Raw genomic sequence first — 19,335 nt, 5'->3', positions numbered from 1 at the left:
CGGGATGGCCGAACACGTACGGGTGGCGGTGATCGGGTCCGGTTTCGGCGGGCTGGGGGCCGCCGTGCGGCTGCGCCGGGAGGGGATCACCGACTTCGTCGTCCTGGAGCGCGCCGACAGCGTCGGCGGCACCTGGCGGGACAACAACTACCCGGGGTGCGCCTGTGACGTGCCCTCCCACCTGTACTCCTTCTCCTTCGCGCCCAACCCCGACTGGCCGCGCACCTTCTCCGGGCAGGAGCACATCCGCGCCTATCTGGAGCACGTCACGGACGTCTTCCGGCTCCGTCCCCACATCCGTTTCGGCACCGAGGTCCAGCGGATGACGTGGAGCCCGCAGGAGCTGCGCTGGGACATCGAGACGGCGGCCGGCGCGTTCTCCGCCGACTTCGTCGTCTCCGCCACCGGGCCGCTGTCCGACCCGCGGATCCCGGACCTCCCGGGGCTGGACTCCTTCCCCGGCAAGGTCTTCCACTCGGCGCGCTGGGACCACGACCACGACCTGCGCGGCAAGCGGGTCGCGATGGTGGGGACGGGGGCGTCCGCCATCCAGATCGTGCCCGCCATCCAGCCGCAGGTCGGCCGCCTCACCCTCTTCCAGCGCACCCCGCCCTGGGTCATGCCCCGCGTCGACCGCGCCATCACCGGCGCCGAGCGCGCCCTGCACCGGGCCCTGCCCGTCACCTCCCAGCTGCGCCGCGGGCTGCTGTGGGGCCTGAGAGAGTTGCAGGTCCAGGCCTTCACCAAGCACCCCGACGAGCTCGGCTTCGTCGAGCAGCTGGCCAAGCGCAACATGGCCCGCGCGATCAAGGACCCGGCTCTGCGGGCCAAGCTGACCCCGGACTACCGGATCGGCTGCAAGCGGATCCTGCTGTCCAGCGCGTACTACCCGGCCCTGGCCCGGCCCAACGTGGACGTGGTGGCGAGCGGGCTGCGCGAGGTCCGCGGTTCCACCCTCGTCGCCGCCGACGGCACCGAGACCGAGGCCGACGTGATCGTCTTCGGCACCGGTTTCCACGTCACCGACATGCCGATCGCCGAGCGGGTCGTGGGCGCCGAGGGCAAGACGCTGGCCGAGTCCTGGAAGGACGGCATGGAGGCCCTGCGCGGCGCCTCCGCGGCCGGCTTCCCCAACTGGATGACGATCATCGGGCCCAACACCGGCCTCGGGAACTCCTCCATGATCCTGATGATCGAGTCCCAGTTGAACTACATGGCCGACTTCGTCCGGCAGTTGGACGTGCTCGGCGGCCGTGCGGCCCTCGACGCCCGCCCGAGCGCCGTGCACGCCTGGAACCGCCGGGTGCAGGAGCGCATGAAGCGCACGGTGTGGAACACCGGCGGCTGCACCAGCTGGTACCTGGACGGGAACGGCCGCAACACCACCATCTGGCCGGGGACGACGAGCGAGTTCCGGCGGGCGACCCGGCGGGTGGACCTCGCGGAGTATCAGGTCCTACGGGTCCCGGCCGACAAGCAGGCGGACAAGGCGAAGAAGACGGAGGCGACCGCATGAGCCGCCTCGCCGCCGTCTCCTCCGGCCCCTACGCCCCGCCCGTCCCCGCCCGTGAACTGACCGCGGTCTCCGCCGACGGCGCCCGCCTGCACGTCGAGGTCCACGGCCCCGAGGGCGCACCGCCCGTCGTCCTCGCCCACGGCTGGACCTGCTCCACCGCCTTCTGGGCGGCCCAGATACGCGAACTGGCCACCGGCCACCGGGTGATCGCCTACGACCAGCGCGGCCACGGACGCAGCCCGGCGAGCCAGGCGTGCGGTACGGACGCGCTCGCCGACGACCTGGAAGCCGTACTGGAGGCGACCCTCGCGTCCGGCGAGAAGGCCGTGGTCGTCGGGCACTCCATGGGCGGCATGACGGTGCTGGCCGCCGCTGCCCGCCCTGCCTTCCGGGCGCATGCGGCGGCTGTCCTGCTGTGCAGCACGGGCAGTTCGCGGCTGGTCGCCGAGTCGACCGTCGTACCGATCCGGGCCGGACGGTTGCGGACCTGGCTGACCCGGCACATCCTCGGGTCGAGGGCGCCGCTCGGGCCGGTCACGCCACTCGCCCGGCGGATCCTCAAGTACGGCACGATGGGCGCCGGTTCGGCGCCGCACATGGTCGAGGCGTGCGCGCGGATCGTGCACGCGTGCCCGCGCAAGGTCAGGTACGCCTGGTCGCAGGTGCTCGACCTGCTCGATCTCGACCAGGGCGTGAGGGAGTTGGCGGCGCCGACGGAGGTGGTCGTGGGCACGGCCGACCGGTTGACGCCGCCCGTGCACGCGCGCTCGCTGGCCGCCGCGCTGCCGCACTGCCTCGGCCTCACCGAGCTGCCCGGGCTCGGCCACATGACCCCGGTCGAGGCGCCCGAGCTGGTCACCGGCAAGATCCGGGAACTCGTCACCGCGTACGTACACGTCAAGGAGGGCACATGAGCAGGGTCAGCCTCGAAGGGCAGGTCGCGGTCGTCACCGGAGCCGCGCGCGGCGTGGGGGAGCTGCTCGCGCGCAAGCTGTCCGCGCGCGGTGTCAAGGTGGCGCTGGTCGGACTGGAGCCGGACGCCCTCAAGCAGGTCTCGGAGCGGCTGCACAGCGACAGCGCCCACTGGTACGCCGACGTCACCGACCACGAGGCCATGGCCCGGGTCGCGCAGGAGGTCAAGGAGCGGTTCGGGAAGGTCGACATCGTCGTCGCCAACGCCGGGGTCGCCACCGGCGGACCGTTCGTCGACTCCGACCCGCAGGCCTGGCGGCGGGTGATCGAGGTCAACCTGATCGGCTCGGCGGTGACGGCGCGCGCCTTCCTGCCGGTGCTGACGGAGAGCCGCGGGTATCTGCTCCAGATCGCGTCCCTGGCCGCCATCACGCCCGCCCCGATGATGACCGCGTACTGCGCGTCCAAGTCGGGCGTGGAGGCGTACGCGCACAGTTTGCGCGCCGAGGTCGGCTACCAGGGCGTACGGGTCGGGGTGGGGTACCTGTCGTGGACCGACACGGACATGGTGCGCGGGGCGGACCAGGACGAGGTGATGCGGGAGCTGCGGCAGCGGCTGCCGTGGCCGTCGAACAAGACCTATCCGCTGGGGCCCGCCGTCGACCGGATCGTCGCCGGCATCGAGCGGCGGTCCAGCCACGTGTACGCACAGTGGTGGCTGCGCGGGATGCAGGGGGTGCGCGGGTATCTGCCGGGCCTCATCGGGAGCGTGGGGCAGCGGGAGATGCGCAGGTTCGCGCCCAGGTTGCAGGGCATGCGGTCCGGGCTGGTGGGAGCGGGTGGGGCGGCCGACGAAGAGGCGCGTGCTACGCACCGTAACTGATCGAAATGCGTGCGTTGTTCCCTCATGTCAGGCTGGTCGAGCTTAACCCCCTCACCCACAACAGGAGTGAACTGACATGGGTATGAAGGACAAGATGCAGGGCCAGGCCGAGCAGCTGCAGCAGAAGGGCAAGCAGAAGGCCCAGCAGGGCAAGCAGAAGGCCGAGGAGGCCAAGCAGCGGGCCCAGCAGCAGCGCGGCAAGATCCAGGACGACACCGAGCGCCAGCGCCAGGAGGAGCAGGACCGCTTCGACCAGGACTACGACGCCTGAAGCGCACTTCCTCGGTGAACAGTAAGGGGTGCCCCTGACGAGGGGCACCCCTTACTCGCGTTCCGCGGCGTCGCGTCCCGTGGTCTCTCACGCCCGCGGCGGCAGCTTCGGCCGTGACCGGTCCGGTACGCGGCTGTAGTCCGGAGGGGTCGCCGGCGGGTTCGTGCCCAGGAGGTCCAGGGCGAGTTGCACCGCGTCGCCCAACTGGGCCTGCCGCCCCTCCGCCCAGTCCAGAGGCGTGCGGAGGATCTCCAGGTCGGGGAGCACACCGTGGTTCTCGACGGTCCAGCCGTACGCGTCGAACCAGGCCGCGTTCATCGGCACCGTGATCACCGTGCCGTCGCCCAGCCGGTGCCGCCCGGTCATGCCGACCACCCCGCCCCACGTGCGCTGGCCGACCACCGGGCCGAGCTTCAGCAGCTTGAAGGCGGCCGTGATCATGTCGCCGTCGGAGGACGTGGCCTCGTCGGCGAGGGCGACCACCGGGCCCCTGGGGGCGTTCGAGGCGTACGACACCGGTTGGGCGTCACGCGTCAGGTCCCAGCCGAGGATCCTGCGCGTGAGCTTCTCCACGACCAGCTCGCTGATGTGGCCGCCGGCGTTGCCGCGCACGTCCACGAGGAGCGCGGGCCGGGACACCTCCATGCGCAGGTCCCGGTTGAACTGGGCCCAGCCGGAGCCGCCCATGTCGGGGATGTGCAGATAGCCGCAGTGGCCGCCGCTCAACTCCCGCACGACCTCGCGGCGTTTGGCCACCCAGTCCTGGTAGCGCAGCGGCCGCTCGTTGATCAGCGGCACCACGGCCACCCGCCGGGGCCGGCCGGCCTCGCCCTCCGCCGGAACGAAGGTCAGTTCCACCGTGGTACCGCCCGCGCCCGCCAGCAGCGGGTACGGTCCCGTCACCGGGTCCACCGGGCGCCCGTCGACGTGGGTGAGGATCGCCCCCTCCCGGATGCCCGTGCCGGCCAGTGGAGAGCGGGCCTTGGAGTCGGAGGAGTCGCCCGGCAGGATCCGCTTGACCATCCAGCCGCCGTCCCGGCGCACGAAGTTGGCGCCCAGCAGGCCCTGCCAGCGCTGGTAGTGCGGCGGGCCCTCGTTGCGGCGGGCGGCGGTGACGTACGCGTGTGAGGTGCCCAGCTCGCCCAGCACCTCGCGCAGCAGGTCGGCGAACTCGTCCGGGGACGCGACCTGTTCGACCAGCGGCCGGTACTGGTCCAGCACCCCGTCCCAGTCGACGCCGCTCATGCCCGGATCCCAGAAGTAGGCGCGGATGAGGCGGCCCGCCTCCTCGTACGACTGGCGCCACTCGGCGCCCGGGTCGACCTCGTGCAGGATGCGCCGCAGGTCGATCCAGACCGTCGTGTCGGCGTCGCCGGCCTCGCTGGACGGCACCGCCCGCAGGTCGCCCTCGTCGACCACGACCAGCCGCGTCCCGTCCCCGCTCACCGCGAACCAGTCCAGATGCTCGACGAGTTCGGACTTCTTCGCCTTGCTGATGTTGAAGTACTCCAGTGTGGGCCGCCCGCTGGTGTCGGCCGGGTTCACGAACGTCTCGCCCAGCGCGCCCGAGATCGGCCAGCGCAGCCAGACGAGCCCGCCGCCCGCGACCGGATGCAGCGCCGAGTACTTGGAGGCGGGGACCGGGAACGGTGTCACCCGGTTCTCCAGTCCCTCGAGCTCGACGGTCACCGCGCCGCCGCTGCCCTCGTCCTCCACCGGGTCCAGGCCTCCGGCGGCCGGGCGGCCCTCGGGGGTCAGGGCGAAGGGGGAGGGGGTCGCCGACGACAGCGGCACCAGGTACGGGCGGCAGCCCAGCGGGAAGGACAGGTCCCCGGTGTGCACGTCGTACACGGGGTCGAAGCCGCGCCAGGAGAGGAAGGCGAGGTAGCGGCCGTCCCGGGTGAAGACGGGGTTCTCGTCCTCGAAGCGGCCGTTGGTGACGTCGACGATCAACCGGTCCTTTATCCGCGCCATCTTGATCTGCCGCAGCGACCGCCCGATCCCGGGATGCGACCAGGTCAGCCACGCCCCGTCCGGCGAGAAGGACAGGTCCCGCACGGGTCCGTTGATCGACCGGATGAGCTCGGTGACCTCGCCGTCGGAGTCCTCGGAGTCCTCGGAGTCCTCTCCGGCGGAGTCCTCGGTGCCCGCGGCGGCGGCAGCCGTTTCCTCGGGCACGACGGCAGCCGCTTCGTCGGACACGGTGATCAGCAGCAGCCGTCCGTCGTGCGCGGCGACGGCGATGCGCTCGCCCTCCGGGTCGGAGACCATTTCCAGGACCCGGCCCAGTTCGCCGGAGGCCAGGCGCCTGGGCTCGCGGTCGCCCGTCGCCCTGGGCAGATAGGCGATCTCGATCGCGTCCTCGCCCTCCGCGTCCGTCACGTACGCGACCTGCCCGCTGGAGCCGAGCATCTCCGGCAGCCGGACCCGTACGCCCGGGGTGTCGGTGAGGGTGCGGGCCGGCCCGTCCCGGTGCGTCAGCCAGTACAGGCTCCCGCGCACCACGACAGCGCTCGCCCGCCCGGTCTCGTCCACGGAGATGCCGTCCACGTGCTGTGCGGCCGGCACCTGGTACGTACGGCGTCCGGCGCGCGGCCCGCCCAGCCGTACGTCGAGCTTGCGGGGGACGGAGTCCGCGGCCAGATCGTCCACGATCCACAGGTCGCCCGCGCACTGGTACACCACCCGGGTGCCGTCGCTGGAGGCGTGCCGGGCGTAGAAGGCGTCGTGGTCGCTGTGGCGGCGCAGGTCGGAGCCGTCGTACGCGCACGAGTACAGGTTGCCGATGCCCTCGTGGTCGGAGAGGAAGGCGATCCGTCCGCCGACGAACATCGGGGAGTGCAGATGGCCGCCGATGCCGGCCACCAGTTGCTGCCCGTGCAGCCACAGGCGGCCCATGGCCCCGCCCCGGTAGCGCTTCCAGGCGGCCGGTTCGTGTGGCGGGGTGCCGGTGAGGAGGAGGGTCCTGCGTTCCCCGTCGATGTCGGCGACCTGGATGTCGGAGACCGGGCCCCAGGGCAGCCGGCCGCCGGGGTCGCCGTCGATGGGCACCTTGTAGGCCCAGGTGAAGTGCGAGAAGGGCTGGCCGTGGGAGGCGACGGCGAGGATGTCGCCGTCCGGGGTCCAGCCGCAGACCTGGGTGTCGGCATTGCCCCAGTAGGTGAGTCTTTGTCCGGGGCCGCCGTCCACCGAGGCCAGATGGATCTCGGGGACGAGGCTGCGCCAGGTCGTGTACGCGATCCGGCGGCCGTCGGGCGAGAAGCGGGGGTGGCCGACCTTGGTGCGGTCGACGGTGAGCCGCCAGGCTCGGCCCGGTCCGTCGAGCGAGGTCAGCCAGAGGTCGTCCTCGGTGACGAAGCACAGCAGGTCTCCGTTGAGGTGGGGCAGGCGCAGATAGCTCACCTCCCCATGCTTTTCCTCCGGATGGACCCGGGCAACTCGTAAAAAAGGGCGCAGGTCGCTCAAGGGTGACCCAGAGCACGTACGAAACGGTTTCGTTTCGCAGGCGGCTGCGCTACATTCATTACGTACAGATACGAAACCGTGTCGTTCGGAGTGGGAAGGGTGAGTGGCATGACTGAGGTCGCAACGGCGCGTCGCAGTCGGATCACGCCCGAGCGTGAGGCCGAGTTGTACGAGGCCGTGCTCGACCTGCTCCGGGAAGTCGGCTACGACGCCCTCACCATGGACGCCGTGGCCGCCCGCACCCGGTCCAGCAAGGCGACGCTCTACCGCCAGTGGGGCGGCAAGGCCGAGTTGGTGGCGAAGGCGGTGCGTCACAACAAGCCGCATGGCTCGTTCGACGACATAGATACCGGGTCGCTCAAGGGCGATCTGCACGCCCTCACGCTGCGTTCGGACGACTGCCACATGGAGCAGAACTCCGCGCTGATGCGGGGTCTGGCCATGGCGATCCACGGCAATCCGGATCTCCTGCGGGCGTTCCGGGACCATCTGATCGAGCCGGAGATGGCGGAGTTCCGTCGCGTGCTGCAACGGGCGGTCGACCGGGGTGAGGTCCGTGCGGACAACCCGGCGATCGAGTACGTGATGCACATGATGATCGGCGGGTTCGCCGCCCGCACGATGATCGATGAGAAGCCGCCGACGCAGGCCTTCCTCCTTTCGTACATCGACGCCGTGGTCCTCCCCGCCCTCGGCGTGCCCACCGTCTGACAAGTCCCCGCGCTAGCCCCCACCTGACGTAACCGCTCACGTCGTCGGGCTGATGACCCCTGCCCTGAAAACCCCACGACTGACCGGGAGTTCGCCCTCGTGGCCACGTTCCTCTATAAACTCGGCCGGTTCGCCTTCCGGCGACGGCACTTCGTTGCCCTGATCTGGGTGGCGCTGCTGACCCTCGCCGGTGTCGGCGCGGCCAGCGCCCCCGCGGCGGGCAGCTCGTCCTTCTCCATCCCCGGTACGGAAGCGCAGAAGGCTTTCGACCTGCTGGAACAGCGCTTCCCCGGTATGAGCGCCGACGGCGCGACGGCACGCGTCGTCTTCAAGGCGCCGAGCGGCGAGAAGATGACGGACGCCGACAACAAGGCGACCGTCGAGAAGACGGTGAAGGAGCTGTCCGACGGCTCCGAGGTCGTCTCCGCCGCCGACCCGTTCAAGGCGAACGCGGTCAGCAAGGACGGCACGGTCGCGTACGCGTCCGTCAAGTACAAGGTCTCCGGCATGGAGCTGGAGGACGCGTCCAAGGACGCCCTGGAGGCGGCCGCGCAGGACGCGCGTGACGCCGGGCTGACCGTCGAGATCGGCGGTGACGCGCTGACCGCGGTGCCCGAGACCGGCGCGACCGAGGTCATCGGCATCGCGATCGCCGCGGTCGTCCTCGTCATCACCTTCGGTTCGCTGATCGCGGCCGGCCTGCCCCTGCTCACCGCCCTGATCGGCGTGGGCATCGGCGTCTCGACGATCACGGCACTGGCGAACGCGCTGGACCTGGGCTCGACCACCTCCACCCTCGCCATGATGATCGGCCTCGCGGTCGGCATCGACTACGCGCTGTTCATCGTCTCCCGCTACCGGGCCGAGCTGGCCGAGGGCCGGGAGCGCGAGGACGCGGCCGGTCGGGCCGTCGGCACGGCGGGCTCCGCGGTGGTCTTCGCGGGCCTGACGGTGGTCATCGCCCTGGTCGGCCTCTCGGTCGTCAACATCCCGATGCTGACGAAGATGGGCATCGCGGCGGCCGGCACGGTCGCGATCGCGGTGCTGATCGCGCTAACGATGATCCCGGCGCTGCTGGGCTACGCGGGCCGCAAGGTGCAGCCGGCGGGCAAGAAGAGCAAGCTGCTGGGCGGCGGCCGGGCGGCGAAGAAGGCCGCTTCGGGTGCCGCGGCCAAGCCGAACATGGGCACGCGCTGGGCGAGCTTCGTCGTACGCCGTCCGGTGGCCATCCTGCTGCTGGGCGTGGTCGGACTCGGTGCGGCGGCCCTCCCGGCGACCTCGCTGGAACTGGGTCTGCCCGACGACGGCTCGCAGCCGACGTCGACGACCCAGCGCCGGGCCTACGACCTCCTGTCGGAGGGCTTCGGCCCCGGCTTCAACGGCCCGCTGATGGTCGTGGTCGACGCGGAGTCGAGCGACTCCCCGAAGGCGGCCGTCACCAAGGTCACCGACGAGATCAAGGGCCTCAAGGACGTCGTGACGGTGACCCCGGCGACGTACAACAAGGCCGGCGACACCGCGACGATCACCGTGATCCCGGACTCCAAGCCGTCCTCGGTCACCACCGAGGACCTGGTGCACGGCATCCGTGACGCGGGCACGGAGATCAAGGCCGACACGGACGCGAAGGTCCTCGTCACCGGCTCGACGGCGATGAACATCGACTTCTCGCAGAAGCTGAACGACGCGCTGCTCCCGTACCTGGCGCTGGTGGTGGGCCTCGCCTTCCTCCTCCTGATCGTGGTCTTCCGCTCGATCCTGGTCCCGCTGAAGGCGGCCCTCGGCTTCCTGCTGAGCGTGATGGCGGCGCTGGGCGCCGTGGTCGCGGTCTTCCAGTGGGGCTGGCTGGCCGGGCTGCTGGGCGTCGAGGAGACCGGCCCGATCATGTCGATGATGCCGATCTTCATGGTGGGCGTCGTCTTCGGTCTCGCGATGGACTACGAGGTGTTCCTCGTGACCCGGATGCGCGAGGCGCACGTCCACGGGGAGACGCCGAGCCAGGCCATCGTGACCGGCTTCAAGCACGGCGCACGGGTGGTCACGGCCGCCGCCGTCATCATGATCGCCGTCTTCTCCGGCTTCATCGGCTCCAGCGAGTCGATGATCAAGATGATCGGCTTCGGCCTCGCGATCGCGGTCTTCTTCGACGCGTTCGTGGTCCGCATGGCCATCGTCCCGGCGGTGCTCGCCCTGCTCGGCAAGAAGGCCTGGTGGCTGCCGAAGTGGCTGGACCGCGCCCTGCCCAACGTGGACGTGGAGGGCGAGGGCCTGCGCGCGCTCGACGGCTCCAAGGACACGGACCCGGACGAGGACCGGGAGCTGGTACGCGCCTGACGCGACGGCTCTGAGAGAGACCAGCCGGTGAGGGTTCCGTGGGGACGGGGCGCCCTCACCGGCTTCCCTTTTGGCGCGGCCGATTTGTTGCGGCCGAGCCGTCGGCCGGGCGCAGCAGGCCCCGACCTCGATGCCCCGAGGGCCGGACTCCAGGTCCCCGTAACCTGGTCGACTGTCTCGTACACGTACCGCTAGCGTGCCGTGCATGACGACGACCGATGACACTGCCGCCGGGGACTTTGGAGCTCATCCCCGGTTCGCCGAGGCCCTGCGTGAGTTGGGGCTGGCGGAGCTGCATGGCCGGATCCGGCGCTTCCCGGACGCCACCCGTACCGCCGCCGAGGCCGCCGCGGCGATCGGGTGCGAGCTGAGTCAGATCTGCAAGTCGCTGATCTTCGCGGCGGACGGCGTGCCGGTACTGGTGCTCATGGACGGGGCGTCCCGGGTGGACGTGGAGCTCGTGCGCCAGGAGCTCGGCGCCGAGAAGGTGACCCGGGCCAAGGCCGATGTCGTACGGGAGACGACGGGGTACGCCATCGGGGGCGTACCGCCCTTCGGGCACCGGACGAGGACCCGGGTGCTCGCCGACCGGTCCCTGCTCGGGCACGACATCGTGTGGGCCGCCGCCGGGACCCCGTACTCCGTCTTCCCCATGGAGCCGAAGACGCTGGTCGCGCACGCCGGCGCCGCACTCGTGGACGTGCGCGAGCCCGCCGCGTGACCCCGCTCGTGACGGCGGCCGTACTGCTGGCCGCGGTCACGCACGCCGGCTGGAACGCGATCGCCCACCGGATCACCGACAAACTGGTCGGGTTCACGCTCATCGCGGGCGGCGGACTGCTGCTCGGGCTGGCGGCGGCGCCGTTCGTGGCGTTCCCGGCGGCACGGGCGTGGCCGTACCTCCTGGTGTCCGCCGCCATCCACATCGCGTACTACGCGCTGCTGATGACGTCGTTCCGGCTGGGAGACTTCGGGCAGGCCTATCCGATCGCGCGGGGCAGCGCGCCGCTCGTGGTCACCGTGCTCGCCGCCGTCTTCGCGCACGAGGTGCCGGACGGCTGGGCGGCCGCGGGCATCGTCGTGTCCTGCGCGGGACTGACGGGCGTCGCGCTGTGGGGGCTGCGCGGGCGCAGGCCCGACTGGGCGGCGATCGGGGCCGCGCTGGCGACCGGCCTGACCATCGCGGCGTACACGGTCGTCGACGGGCTGGGTGTGCGTGCCTCGGGCTCGTCCCTCGGGTACATCGCGTGGCTGATGGCGGTCCAGGGCGGTGTACTTCCCGCGTACGCCCTCTACCGCCGGCGCCGTGAACTGCCCGCCGTCCTGCGCTCCTTCGCCGGAGTGGGGCTGCTCGGCGCGGCCCTGTCCGTGGCGGCGTACGGGCTGGTGCTGTGGGCGCAGACGAAGGCCGACCTGGCACCGATCGCGGCGCTGCGCGAGTCGTCGATCATCGTGGGCGCGGCGATCGGCGCGCTGTTCTTCAAGGAGCGTTTCGGGGCACCGCGGATCGCGGCGGCGGGGCTGCTGGTGGTCGGGATCGGGCTGATGCTGCACGCCGGGTAGGCACACGAGGCGGGACTGTCCTTCGCCGCGCGAATTCCTGCCCACACTGGGTGCGTCCGTGCCCCGTGAGGCGCACTCTGGAAGCAAAGGTTCCGGAGGTGATCGTCATGATCCACACCACAGTGGGATGGCATGTCGAGATGGAGTTCCAGGAGGACGACCAGCACACGAGCGCGGTCGCGTTGGTGCGCCTGCCCGACGGCTCCGAGGTACGGTCGCACGGCCATGCCAGCCGGCACCACTCCGACTCCAATCAGCCGAGGGTCGGGGAGGAGGTGGCGGGCGCCCGTGCGCTGAACGAACTGGCCATGCAGCTGCTGACCAAAGCGCACGGGGAGATCGACGCGGCATCCGGGCGGACCTCACATTCGATCAACGTCTGAGCCCGGGTGCGGGAGCAGCACGCGCGGACGACGCGCGTGCCGCTCCCGTGCGGCTTCGTGACCACCGCCCCGCCCTGGACCATCCGGCCGACGGCGCACAGGCGTTGCCTCAGCCGGGCGGCGTCTCCCGCACCGCACGCACGGCCCGTACCAGCGCCTGCGCCCGCGGATCGGCCGTCACGCTCTTCCTGAACCCGTTCGTCACATAGCCGAAGGCGATACCCGACTCGGGGTCGGCGAAGCCGAGGGCGCCGCCGCGGCCGGGGTGGCCGAAGGAACCGGGGGAGAGGAGGGGCGAGGCCGCGCCGTGCAGCATGTAGCCCAGACCGAAGCGGGTGGTGACCACCAGGACGCGGTCGGCGCCCGCCGACCGCTCGCCACGGGCCAGCTCCACTGTCTCCGGCGTGAACAGCCGTGTGGCGCCGTCCACTTCGCCGATCAGGGAGGCGTAGAAACGGGCCAGGCCGTCGGCCGACGCGATGCCGTTGGAGGCGGGCAGGGCCGCCGCCCGGTACGCCGGGTCGTTCTCGTCCGGCAGCGGCGTGATCGCGGCGAAGGCGCGGCGGGTCAGGGAGTCGGGGTCGGCGTAGGCGTCGGCGACGGACCGCTTGGGCCGCGTCCGCAGGCCGCCCGCCTCTGCCGGGGGCTCGACCGGCCCGACCCGGCCCACCCGGCCGGTCTCCGTCTGCGGCAGTCCGAGCCAGAGGTCGGCCCCGGTCGGCCCGGCCATCTCGGCCGCGACCCACTCGCCGACCGGCCGGCCCGTGACCCGCCGGACCAGCTCGCCGGTCAGCCAGCTGTACGTCTGCGCGTGGTAGCCGTGCTCCGTCCCCGGCTCCCACACCGGTGCCTGCGCCGCGACCGCCGCCGCCCCCAGGTCGGGGTCGGCCGCCTCGGCCGGGCTCAGCGGCCGGTCCAGCACCGGGACGCCCGCGCGGTGCGCGAGCAGATCCCGTACGAGCGTCCGTTCCTTGCCCGCCGCCTTGTACTCGGGCCAGTACGTGCCGACCGGCGCGTCCAGGTCCAGCTCCCCGCGCTGGTGCAGCAGGAGGAGTACGGCGGCGGCGACGCCCTTCGTCGCCGAGCGCACGATCTGGGCCGTGCCCCGCTCCCAGGGCGCCGTGCCGTCGACGTCCTTCGTCCCGCCCCACAGGTCGACGACCCGGTGGCCGTCCCGGTAGACGGCGACCGCCGCGCCCCGGTCCCCGAGCACCTCGAAGTTCCGTACGAACGCTTCCCTGACCGGCTCGAAGCCCTCGGCCACTGTGCCGTTCACGTTCACGGCCGTACTTCCCTTCGGCTACTCCGGATCGCCTTCAACCGTGGGTGCAACGCCCTGGTCGAGCCTGCGATTCCTTCGTTTCGTCAGCCGAGAAGGATCGTTACGTCGATGTTGCCGCGGGTCGCGTTCGAGTAGGGGCAGACCTCGTGGGCCGCGTCGACCAGCTTCGCGGCGATGTCCGGGTCGAGGACCGGGAGGGAGACGCTCAGGGCGACCGCGAGGCCGTAGCCGTGGGTCTTGTTCGGGCCGATGCCGACCTTCGCGGCGACCGTGGAACCGGCCAGGTCGTAGCCCGAGCGGTTGCCGACCAGGATCAGCGCGTTGTGGAAGCAGGAGCTGTAGCCGGCCGCGAACAGCTGCTCCGGATTGGTGCCGTTGCCGTCGCCGCCCAGCTCCGGCGGCATCGCGACCTTCAGGTCGATCTGGCCGTCCTGACTGGTGACGTAGCCGTCCCGGCCGCCGTGCGCGGTGGCCTCGGCGACGAACATGATCTTCGTCGGACGGGTGTCGACAGCGGCGCCTTCGATCACGGCGGGACCTCCCCCAGGGCTTTACGAGTACACAAGTACATCGTGCACAAGGTACCGGCCGGTAGGGGTCGGGTGAAGGTAGGGGGGAGTAATCGCCGGTAACCACCGGGTGGTGGGTCGCAGCGGCAGGTCAGTGGGGGCGCTCGGCCGCGCTGTGCGCCCGTTGCGCGAGCAGCCACAGCTCCTCGCGCAACCTCACGATCTCCGCCGTGCCGAGCCCCGTCGCCGTGAGCAGCGCGCCGGGTACCCGCGCCGCGCGCTCCCTGAGCGCCTCCCCGCGCCCGGTGACCGCGACGAGCACCGAGCGCTCGTCGTGCGCCGAGCGCTCCCGGCGCACGAGCCCCGCCGAGTCCAGCCGCTTCAGCAGCGGCGAGACCGTGCCGTAGTCGAGCCGCAGCGCCTCGGTCAGTTCCTTGACCGTGATCTCGCCGCGCTCCCAGAGCACCAGCAGGACGAGGTACTGCGGGTAGGTGAGCCCGAGCTCGTCGAGGAGCGGGCGGTACGCCGCCGTCACCGCGCGCTGGGCCGCGTACAGCGCGAAGCACAACTGGTCGTCCAGCAGCAGCGACCCGGCGTCCGGCCCGGCGTCCTCTTGATGCGTCACGCGCCCATTGTCACCGAGCGCGGGTCGAAGCCGAAGGGCAGCTCCAGGCGGTGGGCCCGCATCAGTTCGTCGTCCGCGAGCAGTTCGCCCGTCCGCCCGTCCGCCGCGATCACGCCCTCGCTCAGGATCAGCGCGCGCGGGCACAGCTCCAGCGCGTACGGCAGGTCGTGCGTGACCATCAGCACCGTCACGTCCAACGACCGCAGGATGTCGGCGAGTTCACGCCGGGAGGCGGGGTCCAGGTTCGACGAGGGCTCGTCCAGGACCAGGATCTCCGGCTCCATCGCCAGCACGGTCGCCACGGCCACCCGGCGGCGCTGTCCGAAGGAGAGGTGGTGCGGCGGGCGGTTCTTGAACTCCGCCATGCCGACCTGCGCCAGCGCGCGGTCCACGCGCTCCTCCAGCTCCGGCCCCTTCAGGCCGGCCGCCGCCGGGCCGAAGGCCACGTCCTCGCGGACGGTCGGCATGAAGAGCTGGTCGTCCGGATCCTGGAAGACGATGCCCACGCGGCGGCGGATCTCCGCCATGTGCTTCTTGCCGACGGGCAGCCCCGCGACCGTCACCGCGCCCGCCCCGCCGGTCAGGATGCCGTTGAGGTGCAGCACGAGGGTCGTCTTGCCCGCGCCGTTCGGCCCGAGCAGCGCGACCCGCTCGCCGCGCCCGATCGAGAAGTCCACGCCGAACAGGGCCTGATGGCCGTCGGGGTACGCGAAGGCCAGTCCGGCCACTTCCAGCGAAGGTGTCAGTTCCAGCGAAGGTGTCACAGAGTCCATCCCAGCAGACATACGACGAGGGCCGTGAACGGGAGGGCGAGGGCGTACGACCACTGCGCCCGGGAGGCGGTCACCTCGTCGATGACCGGCATCGCACCGGCGTACCCCCGGCTGACCATGGCCAGGTGCACGCGCTCGCCGCGCTCGTAGGAGCGGATGAACAGCGCGCCCGCGGACTTCGCGAGCACCCCCCAGTGCCGTACGCCCTTCGCCTCGAAGCCGCGCGACTCCCGCGCGATCCGCATCCGCCGCATCTCGTCGGTGATGACGTCGCCGTAACGGATCATGAAGGAGGCGATCTGCACCAGCAGCGGCGGGAGCTTCAGGCGTTGCAGGCCGAGGAGGAGTTCGCGCAGCTCGGTGGTGGAGGCGAGCAGGACGGAGGCGGCGACACCCAGGGTGCCCTTGGCGAGCACGTTCCAGGCGCCCCACAGGCCGTTCACGCTCAAGGAGAGGCCGAGTACGTCCACCCGCTCGCCCTCCGCCACGAACGGCATGAGCACGGCGAAGGCGACGAACGGCACCTCGATCAGCAGCCGCTTCAGCAGGAAAGCGGCGGGCACGCGCGCGATGTACGCGACGGTGCCCAGCAGGACGGCGTACAGGCCGAACGCCCACATCGCCTCCCGCGGGGTCGACACCACGACCACCACGAAGGCGAACGCGGCGGCGAGCTTGGTGTGCGGCGGCAGCCCGTGCACGGGGGAGTGCCCGTGCCGGTAGAGCCGGTGTGCGTGTCCCGCGCCCATCTCAGACGCCCGTGCTCACGGCAGAGACGTCGGCCGTACGCCGCCTGCGCACCGCCCAGAACACCGTGCTGCCCGCGACGACGGTGACGCCGACACCGATCACGCCCGCGAGGCCGCCGGACAGCCGCGCGTTCTCGACGTCCTTGACGCCGTAGTGCGCGAGCGGGGAGTCGGCGGACGCGTGCTTGTCGGTCTTCTGGTCGATGCCCTTGTCGTGGGCGACCTTCTCCAGGCCGTCGGGGTTGGCGGAGGCGTAGAAGCTGACGAAGCCGGCGAGGACGAGGGAGGTGACGAGACCGGTGATCCACAGCGTGCGGCGGGAGGTCCGCGCGGCCACCGGGGCGGGCGCGGCGGCGGGTACGTCGACCAGCTCGCCGTGCACGCGCAGCTTCAGCCGCTGCTCCAGGCCGCGCGCGCCATGGACGAGGTCCGGCCGTACGGCGATCACGGCGCCGACGGTCAGCGCGGTGATCACGGCCTCGCCGATGCCGATCAGCACATGCACGCCGATCATGGCGGTGGCGACCTTGCCGATGGCGACGTCCGTGGTGCCGCCGACCGCGTACATCAGCGTGAACGCCACGGCGGCGGCCGGGACGGAGACGAGGGCGGCGACGAAGGAGGCGACGGTCACCGACCGTCGCTTGCGGGGCAGCACCTTCAGCAGGCCGCGGAAGACGGCGTACGACACGACCGTCGTCACGATCGCCATGTCGGTGATGTTCACGCCGAGGGCGGTCAGGCCGCCGTCGGCGAAGAGGATGCCCTGCATGAGCAGGACCACGGACACGCACAGGACCCCTGTGTAGGGGCCGACGAGTATCGCGGCGAGCGCGCCGCCGAGCAGATGCCCGCTCGTCCCCGCCGCGACGGGGAAGTTCAGCATCTGCACGGCGAAGATGAACGCCGCCACGAGTCCCGCCAGCGGGGCCGTTCGCTCGTCGAGTTCGCGGCGCGCGCCGCGCAGGCTCACGGCGATGGCTCCCGCGGCGACGACTCCGGTCACGGCGGAGGTGGGCGCGTTGATGAATCCGTCAGGCACATGCACCGTTCGATGATAGTGGCTTAATGCGAACGGCTTGCAAGAGCGAGGCACTCGTGCGTTCTGTATGCGGGTTTTCCGCGCCAAGGGGCAGGTTCCGGAAAATATGCGACATTGGAGTGGAAGCGGAGGCACAGCTTTCGCACAGGTGACGCACGGTTAGGGGCCGTCCGATGTCTGTAGTCGAGCAGTACGCCCGAGCCCACATCACGGACGAGGACACCCAGGGTGATCCCGATGCCGTCCCCGTGATCCTGCGCTACGACCCGGACGCCGATCCGCGCGCCGTCCGTATAGATCTCCCCGGCACGCACGAGTGGACGTTCTCCCGGTCCCTGCTGGAGCAGGGGCTGCGGGCCCCGACCGGCACGGGAGAGGTACGGGTGTGGCCGCTCGGCCGGGTCCAGGCCGTCGTCGAGTTCCACTCGGCGCAGGGCGTCTCGGTGGTGCAGTTCGACTCGAAGACGCTGGCGCGCTTCCTGCGCCGTACGTACACGGCGACGCCCGTGGCGCACTGAGCGGACCGGCGCGCGGCTCAGCCGCCCATCCGCAGCAGCGACGCCACGATCGGGCCCGCCGTGTCACCGCCGTGGCCGCCGGCCTGGACGACGCCGGCCGCCGCGAGGTCACCGCGGTACGCCGTGAACCAGCCGTTCGGCTTCTTCTGGCCGTCGACCTCCGCCGAGCCCGTCTTGGCGCCGTAGTTCGGGCCGAGCCCCGACATCGCCTCGGCGGCGGTGCCGTAGGCGGCCGTGTACTGCATGAGCTCGCGCAGCTGCGACAGCGTGGACGCGGACATCGTGCGGGAGGCGGTGGCCAGCGTGCGGTTGTCCACGCTCGGGGAGACCAGGTACGGCTGGTGGAAGGTGCCCGTCTTCACCGTCGAGGCGACGGACGCCATGTTCAGCGGGTTCATCCGCACCCCGCCCTGGCCGATCAGCGACGCCGCCTTCTGCGCCGCGCTCTGCACCGGCACCGAGCCGTCGAAGGTGGGCACGCCGATCGCCCAGTTGTTCATCGACAGGCCGAAGACCTGCTGCGCCTGCTTGGTCAGGTCGTCGTTCTCCAGCTTGCCCGCCTGGCTGATGAAGGCCGTGTTGCAGGAGCGGGCGAAGCTCGCCTTGAACGTGCCGCCCTCGATCTGGAAGTCGTCGTCGTTGTGGAACTTCCAGCCGCCGTAGGTGAAGGTCTTGGGGCACGGGTGCGCCTTGTCCGCCGACGCGAGGCCCTTGTCGAGCAGCAGCGAGGAGGTGATGACCTTCATCGTGGAGCCGGGGGCCAGCGAGCCCTGGAACGCCGTGTTGAAGCCGTGGTTGGTGTTCGCCACCGCGAGGATCTCACCCGTCGACGGACGCATGACGACCACCGACGCCTTCGCCTGCTTGGTCACCTGCTGCTCCGCCGCGGCCTGAAGGGTCGGGCTCAGCGTGGTCTTCACCGTGCCCGGCGTGCCCTTGCTCAGCTCCAGGAGGGTCTTGTCGGAGGCCTTCTTGGCCTTCGACGCCTTCCCGCGCACCACCTGGAGCTCGACCCCGGCCTTGCCGCCCGCCGTCTTGCCGTACTTCTCGCGCAGCCCGTCCAGCACCGTGCCCAGCGATGGGTACTTGGTGGCGGTGATCTCCCCGCCGTTGCGGTCCAGCGCCGTCACCGGCGGGGTGCCGGACTCGCCGGTGACGAGCGTGTCGCCGTCCTGGAGGTCGGGGTGGACGACGGAGGCGTGCCAGTCCACCAGCGGCTTGCCGTCCGCCGTCCGGCGTACGACCGTGAGCGCGCTGTCGTAGGTGAGCGGCTTGCTGACGCCCTTGTACGTCACCGTGCCCTTGACCGAGAACGGCACCTTGTCGCCGTCGCGGGTGCCCGCGGTGAGGGTGACGCCGGTGATGTGGGCGTCCTTGGTGTAGCCGGTCAGCAGGGCGGTCGCGGCCGCGGAGTCGTCCGTGACCGCCGCGGCCTGCGTGACCCTGCCCTGCTGCCAGGCCGTGAGGAACCCCTGGGCCGCGGTGGTGACCTCGGTCGCCGACAGCGGCCCGGTCTTGACGGCCTTCGCCTTCTCGGCGGCCGCCGTCGCCGCGCGCCCCTCGGCCGCGGCCCCGCCGTCGTACAGCGCGTACACCCCGAACCCGGCGCCCCCGACGACGAGGGCGACCATCCCGCCGACCATCACCGGTCTCGTCCGACGCCGCTCGGCGACCCGTCTCCTGTTGCCCACTTCTCCGACCCTCCGCGCTTCCCAGGGCCCCCTCGCCCCACTGCCCACGTTGCCCTCACGCACCCCAACGAGAGCAACAGCCTAGAGTCCCGCCCTGTGCGGGTGACG

18 protein-coding genes are annotated in these 19,335 nt (G+C 71.4%); 10 read left to right on the top strand and 8 right to left on the bottom strand.

The genetic code is table 11. The annotated features are described in order from the left end of the window. The first annotated feature begins 4 nt into the window (after positions 1-4). From ABT114_RS21425 to ABT114_RS21410, 4 genes are all read left to right on the top strand, one after another. Positions 5-1,516, top strand: a complete 1,512-nt coding sequence (locus ABT114_RS21425) for a flavin-containing monooxygenase (RefSeq protein WP_351144393.1) — start codon at positions 5-7, stop codon at positions 1,514-1,516. Then, positions 1,513-2,430, top strand: a complete 918-nt coding sequence (locus ABT114_RS21420) for an alpha/beta fold hydrolase (protein ID WP_351144392.1) — start codon at positions 1,513-1,515, stop codon at positions 2,428-2,430. The genes ABT114_RS21425 and ABT114_RS21420 overlap by 4 nt, the downstream gene beginning before the upstream one ends. Next, the gene (locus ABT114_RS21415; protein ID WP_351144391.1) at positions 2,427-3,311 is read left to right on the top strand and encodes an SDR family oxidoreductase; all 885 of its coding nucleotides are present in this window, start codon (positions 2,427-2,429) and stop codon (positions 3,309-3,311) included. Before ABT114_RS21420 ends, ABT114_RS21415 begins: the two co-directional genes overlap by 4 nt. A gap of 76 nt (positions 3,312-3,387) precedes the next feature. After that, positions 3,388-3,582 (top strand): hypothetical protein, encoded by a 195-nt coding sequence (locus ABT114_RS21410; protein WP_351144390.1) that lies wholly within the window; start codon positions 3,388-3,390, stop codon positions 3,580-3,582. A gap of 87 nt (positions 3,583-3,669) precedes the next feature. On the opposite strand, the gene ABT114_RS21405 is transcribed toward ABT114_RS21410, so the two are convergent. Then, a complete protein-coding gene (locus ABT114_RS21405; protein WP_351144389.1) occupies positions 3,670-6,984 on the bottom strand; it encodes a S41 family peptidase in 3,315 nt (1,104 codons plus the stop codon). Between the two features lie 171 nt (positions 6,985-7,155). Between ABT114_RS21405 and ABT114_RS21400 the strand changes: the two genes are divergently transcribed. The 5 genes from ABT114_RS21400 to ABT114_RS21380 all read left to right on the top strand — a co-directional run bounded on the left by ABT114_RS21400 (position 7,156) and on the right by ABT114_RS21380 (position 12,038). Beyond that, the gene (locus tag ABT114_RS21400) at positions 7,156-7,758 is read left to right on the top strand and encodes a TetR/AcrR family transcriptional regulator (protein WP_351144388.1); all 603 of its coding nucleotides are present in this window, start codon (positions 7,156-7,158) and stop codon (positions 7,756-7,758) included. Between the two features lie 99 nt (positions 7,759-7,857). Then, the gene (locus ABT114_RS21395; protein WP_351144387.1) at positions 7,858-10,092 is read left to right on the top strand and encodes an MMPL family transporter; all 2,235 of its coding nucleotides are present in this window, start codon (positions 7,858-7,860) and stop codon (positions 10,090-10,092) included. Between the two features lie 205 nt (positions 10,093-10,297). Beyond that, a complete protein-coding gene (locus ABT114_RS21390; RefSeq protein WP_351144386.1) occupies positions 10,298-10,813 on the top strand; it encodes a YbaK/EbsC family protein in 516 nt (171 codons plus the stop codon). Continuing rightward, positions 10,810-11,655, top strand: coding sequence for an EamA family transporter (locus ABT114_RS21385; protein WP_351144385.1), 846 nt, complete (start codon positions 10,810-10,812; stop codon positions 11,653-11,655). Before ABT114_RS21390 ends, ABT114_RS21385 begins: the two co-directional genes overlap by 4 nt. A gap of 107 nt (positions 11,656-11,762) precedes the next feature. Further along, positions 11,763-12,038, top strand: a complete 276-nt coding sequence (locus ABT114_RS21380; RefSeq protein WP_351144384.1) for a DUF1876 domain-containing protein — start codon at positions 11,763-11,765, stop codon at positions 12,036-12,038. Positions 12,039-12,147: 109 nt separating this feature from the next. Here ABT114_RS21380 and ABT114_RS21375 read toward each other — a convergent pair whose 3' ends face one another. The 6 genes from ABT114_RS21375 to ABT114_RS21350 all read right to left on the bottom strand — a co-directional run bounded on the left by ABT114_RS21375 (position 12,148) and on the right by ABT114_RS21350 (position 17,024). Further along, complete coding sequence (locus ABT114_RS21375; protein WP_351144383.1) at positions 12,148-13,320, bottom strand: serine hydrolase domain-containing protein; 1,173 nt, start codon at positions 13,318-13,320, stop codon at positions 12,148-12,150. A gap of 83 nt (positions 13,321-13,403) precedes the next feature. Next, positions 13,404-13,850 (bottom strand): organic hydroperoxide resistance protein, encoded by a 447-nt coding sequence (locus ABT114_RS21370; RefSeq protein ID WP_351144382.1) that lies wholly within the window; start codon positions 13,848-13,850, stop codon positions 13,404-13,406. Between the two features lie 130 nt (positions 13,851-13,980). After that, positions 13,981-14,454 (bottom strand): MarR family winged helix-turn-helix transcriptional regulator, encoded by a 474-nt coding sequence (locus ABT114_RS21365; protein WP_351144381.1) that lies wholly within the window; start codon positions 14,452-14,454, stop codon positions 13,981-13,983. Next, positions 14,451-15,227, bottom strand: coding sequence for an energy-coupling factor ABC transporter ATP-binding protein (locus tag ABT114_RS21360; RefSeq protein WP_351144380.1), 777 nt, complete (start codon positions 15,225-15,227; stop codon positions 14,451-14,453). Before ABT114_RS21360 ends, ABT114_RS21365 begins: the two co-directional genes overlap by 4 nt. Beyond that, positions 15,215-15,976 (bottom strand): cobalt ECF transporter T component CbiQ, encoded by a 762-nt coding sequence (gene cbiQ, locus ABT114_RS21355; RefSeq protein ID WP_351144379.1) that lies wholly within the window; start codon positions 15,974-15,976, stop codon positions 15,215-15,217. The genes ABT114_RS21360 and cbiQ overlap by 13 nt, the downstream gene beginning before the upstream one ends. Before the next feature lies 1 nt (position 15,977). After that, entirely contained in the window at positions 15,978-17,024 is a 1,047-nt protein-coding gene (locus ABT114_RS21350; protein WP_351144378.1) for an energy-coupling factor ABC transporter permease, read from the bottom strand. Positions 17,025-17,191: 167 nt separating this feature from the next. On the opposite strand from ABT114_RS21350, the gene ABT114_RS21345 reads away from it, so the two are divergent. Then, positions 17,192-17,536 carry an SsgA family sporulation/cell division regulator gene (locus ABT114_RS21345; protein ID WP_351144377.1) on the top strand — a complete coding sequence of 115 codons (345 nt, stop codon included), beginning with the start codon at positions 17,192-17,194 and terminating at the stop codon, positions 17,534-17,536. 17 nt (positions 17,537-17,553) lie between these two features. Here the strand turns inward: ABT114_RS21345 and ABT114_RS21340 are convergent, their stop codons facing one another. Further along, entirely contained in the window at positions 17,554-19,227 is a 1,674-nt protein-coding gene (locus tag ABT114_RS21340) for a penicillin-binding transpeptidase domain-containing protein (protein WP_351144376.1), read from the bottom strand. Positions 19,228-19,335 lie beyond the last annotated feature (108 nt).

This window comes from Streptomyces sp. NPDC002088 (genome assembly GCF_040296605.1).
Lineage (GTDB): Bacteria > Actinomycetota > Actinomycetes > Streptomycetales > Streptomycetaceae > Streptomyces.
The sequence above is the reverse complement of the archived record's forward strand: the minus strand, read 5'-3'. Positions and strand labels throughout refer to the sequence as shown.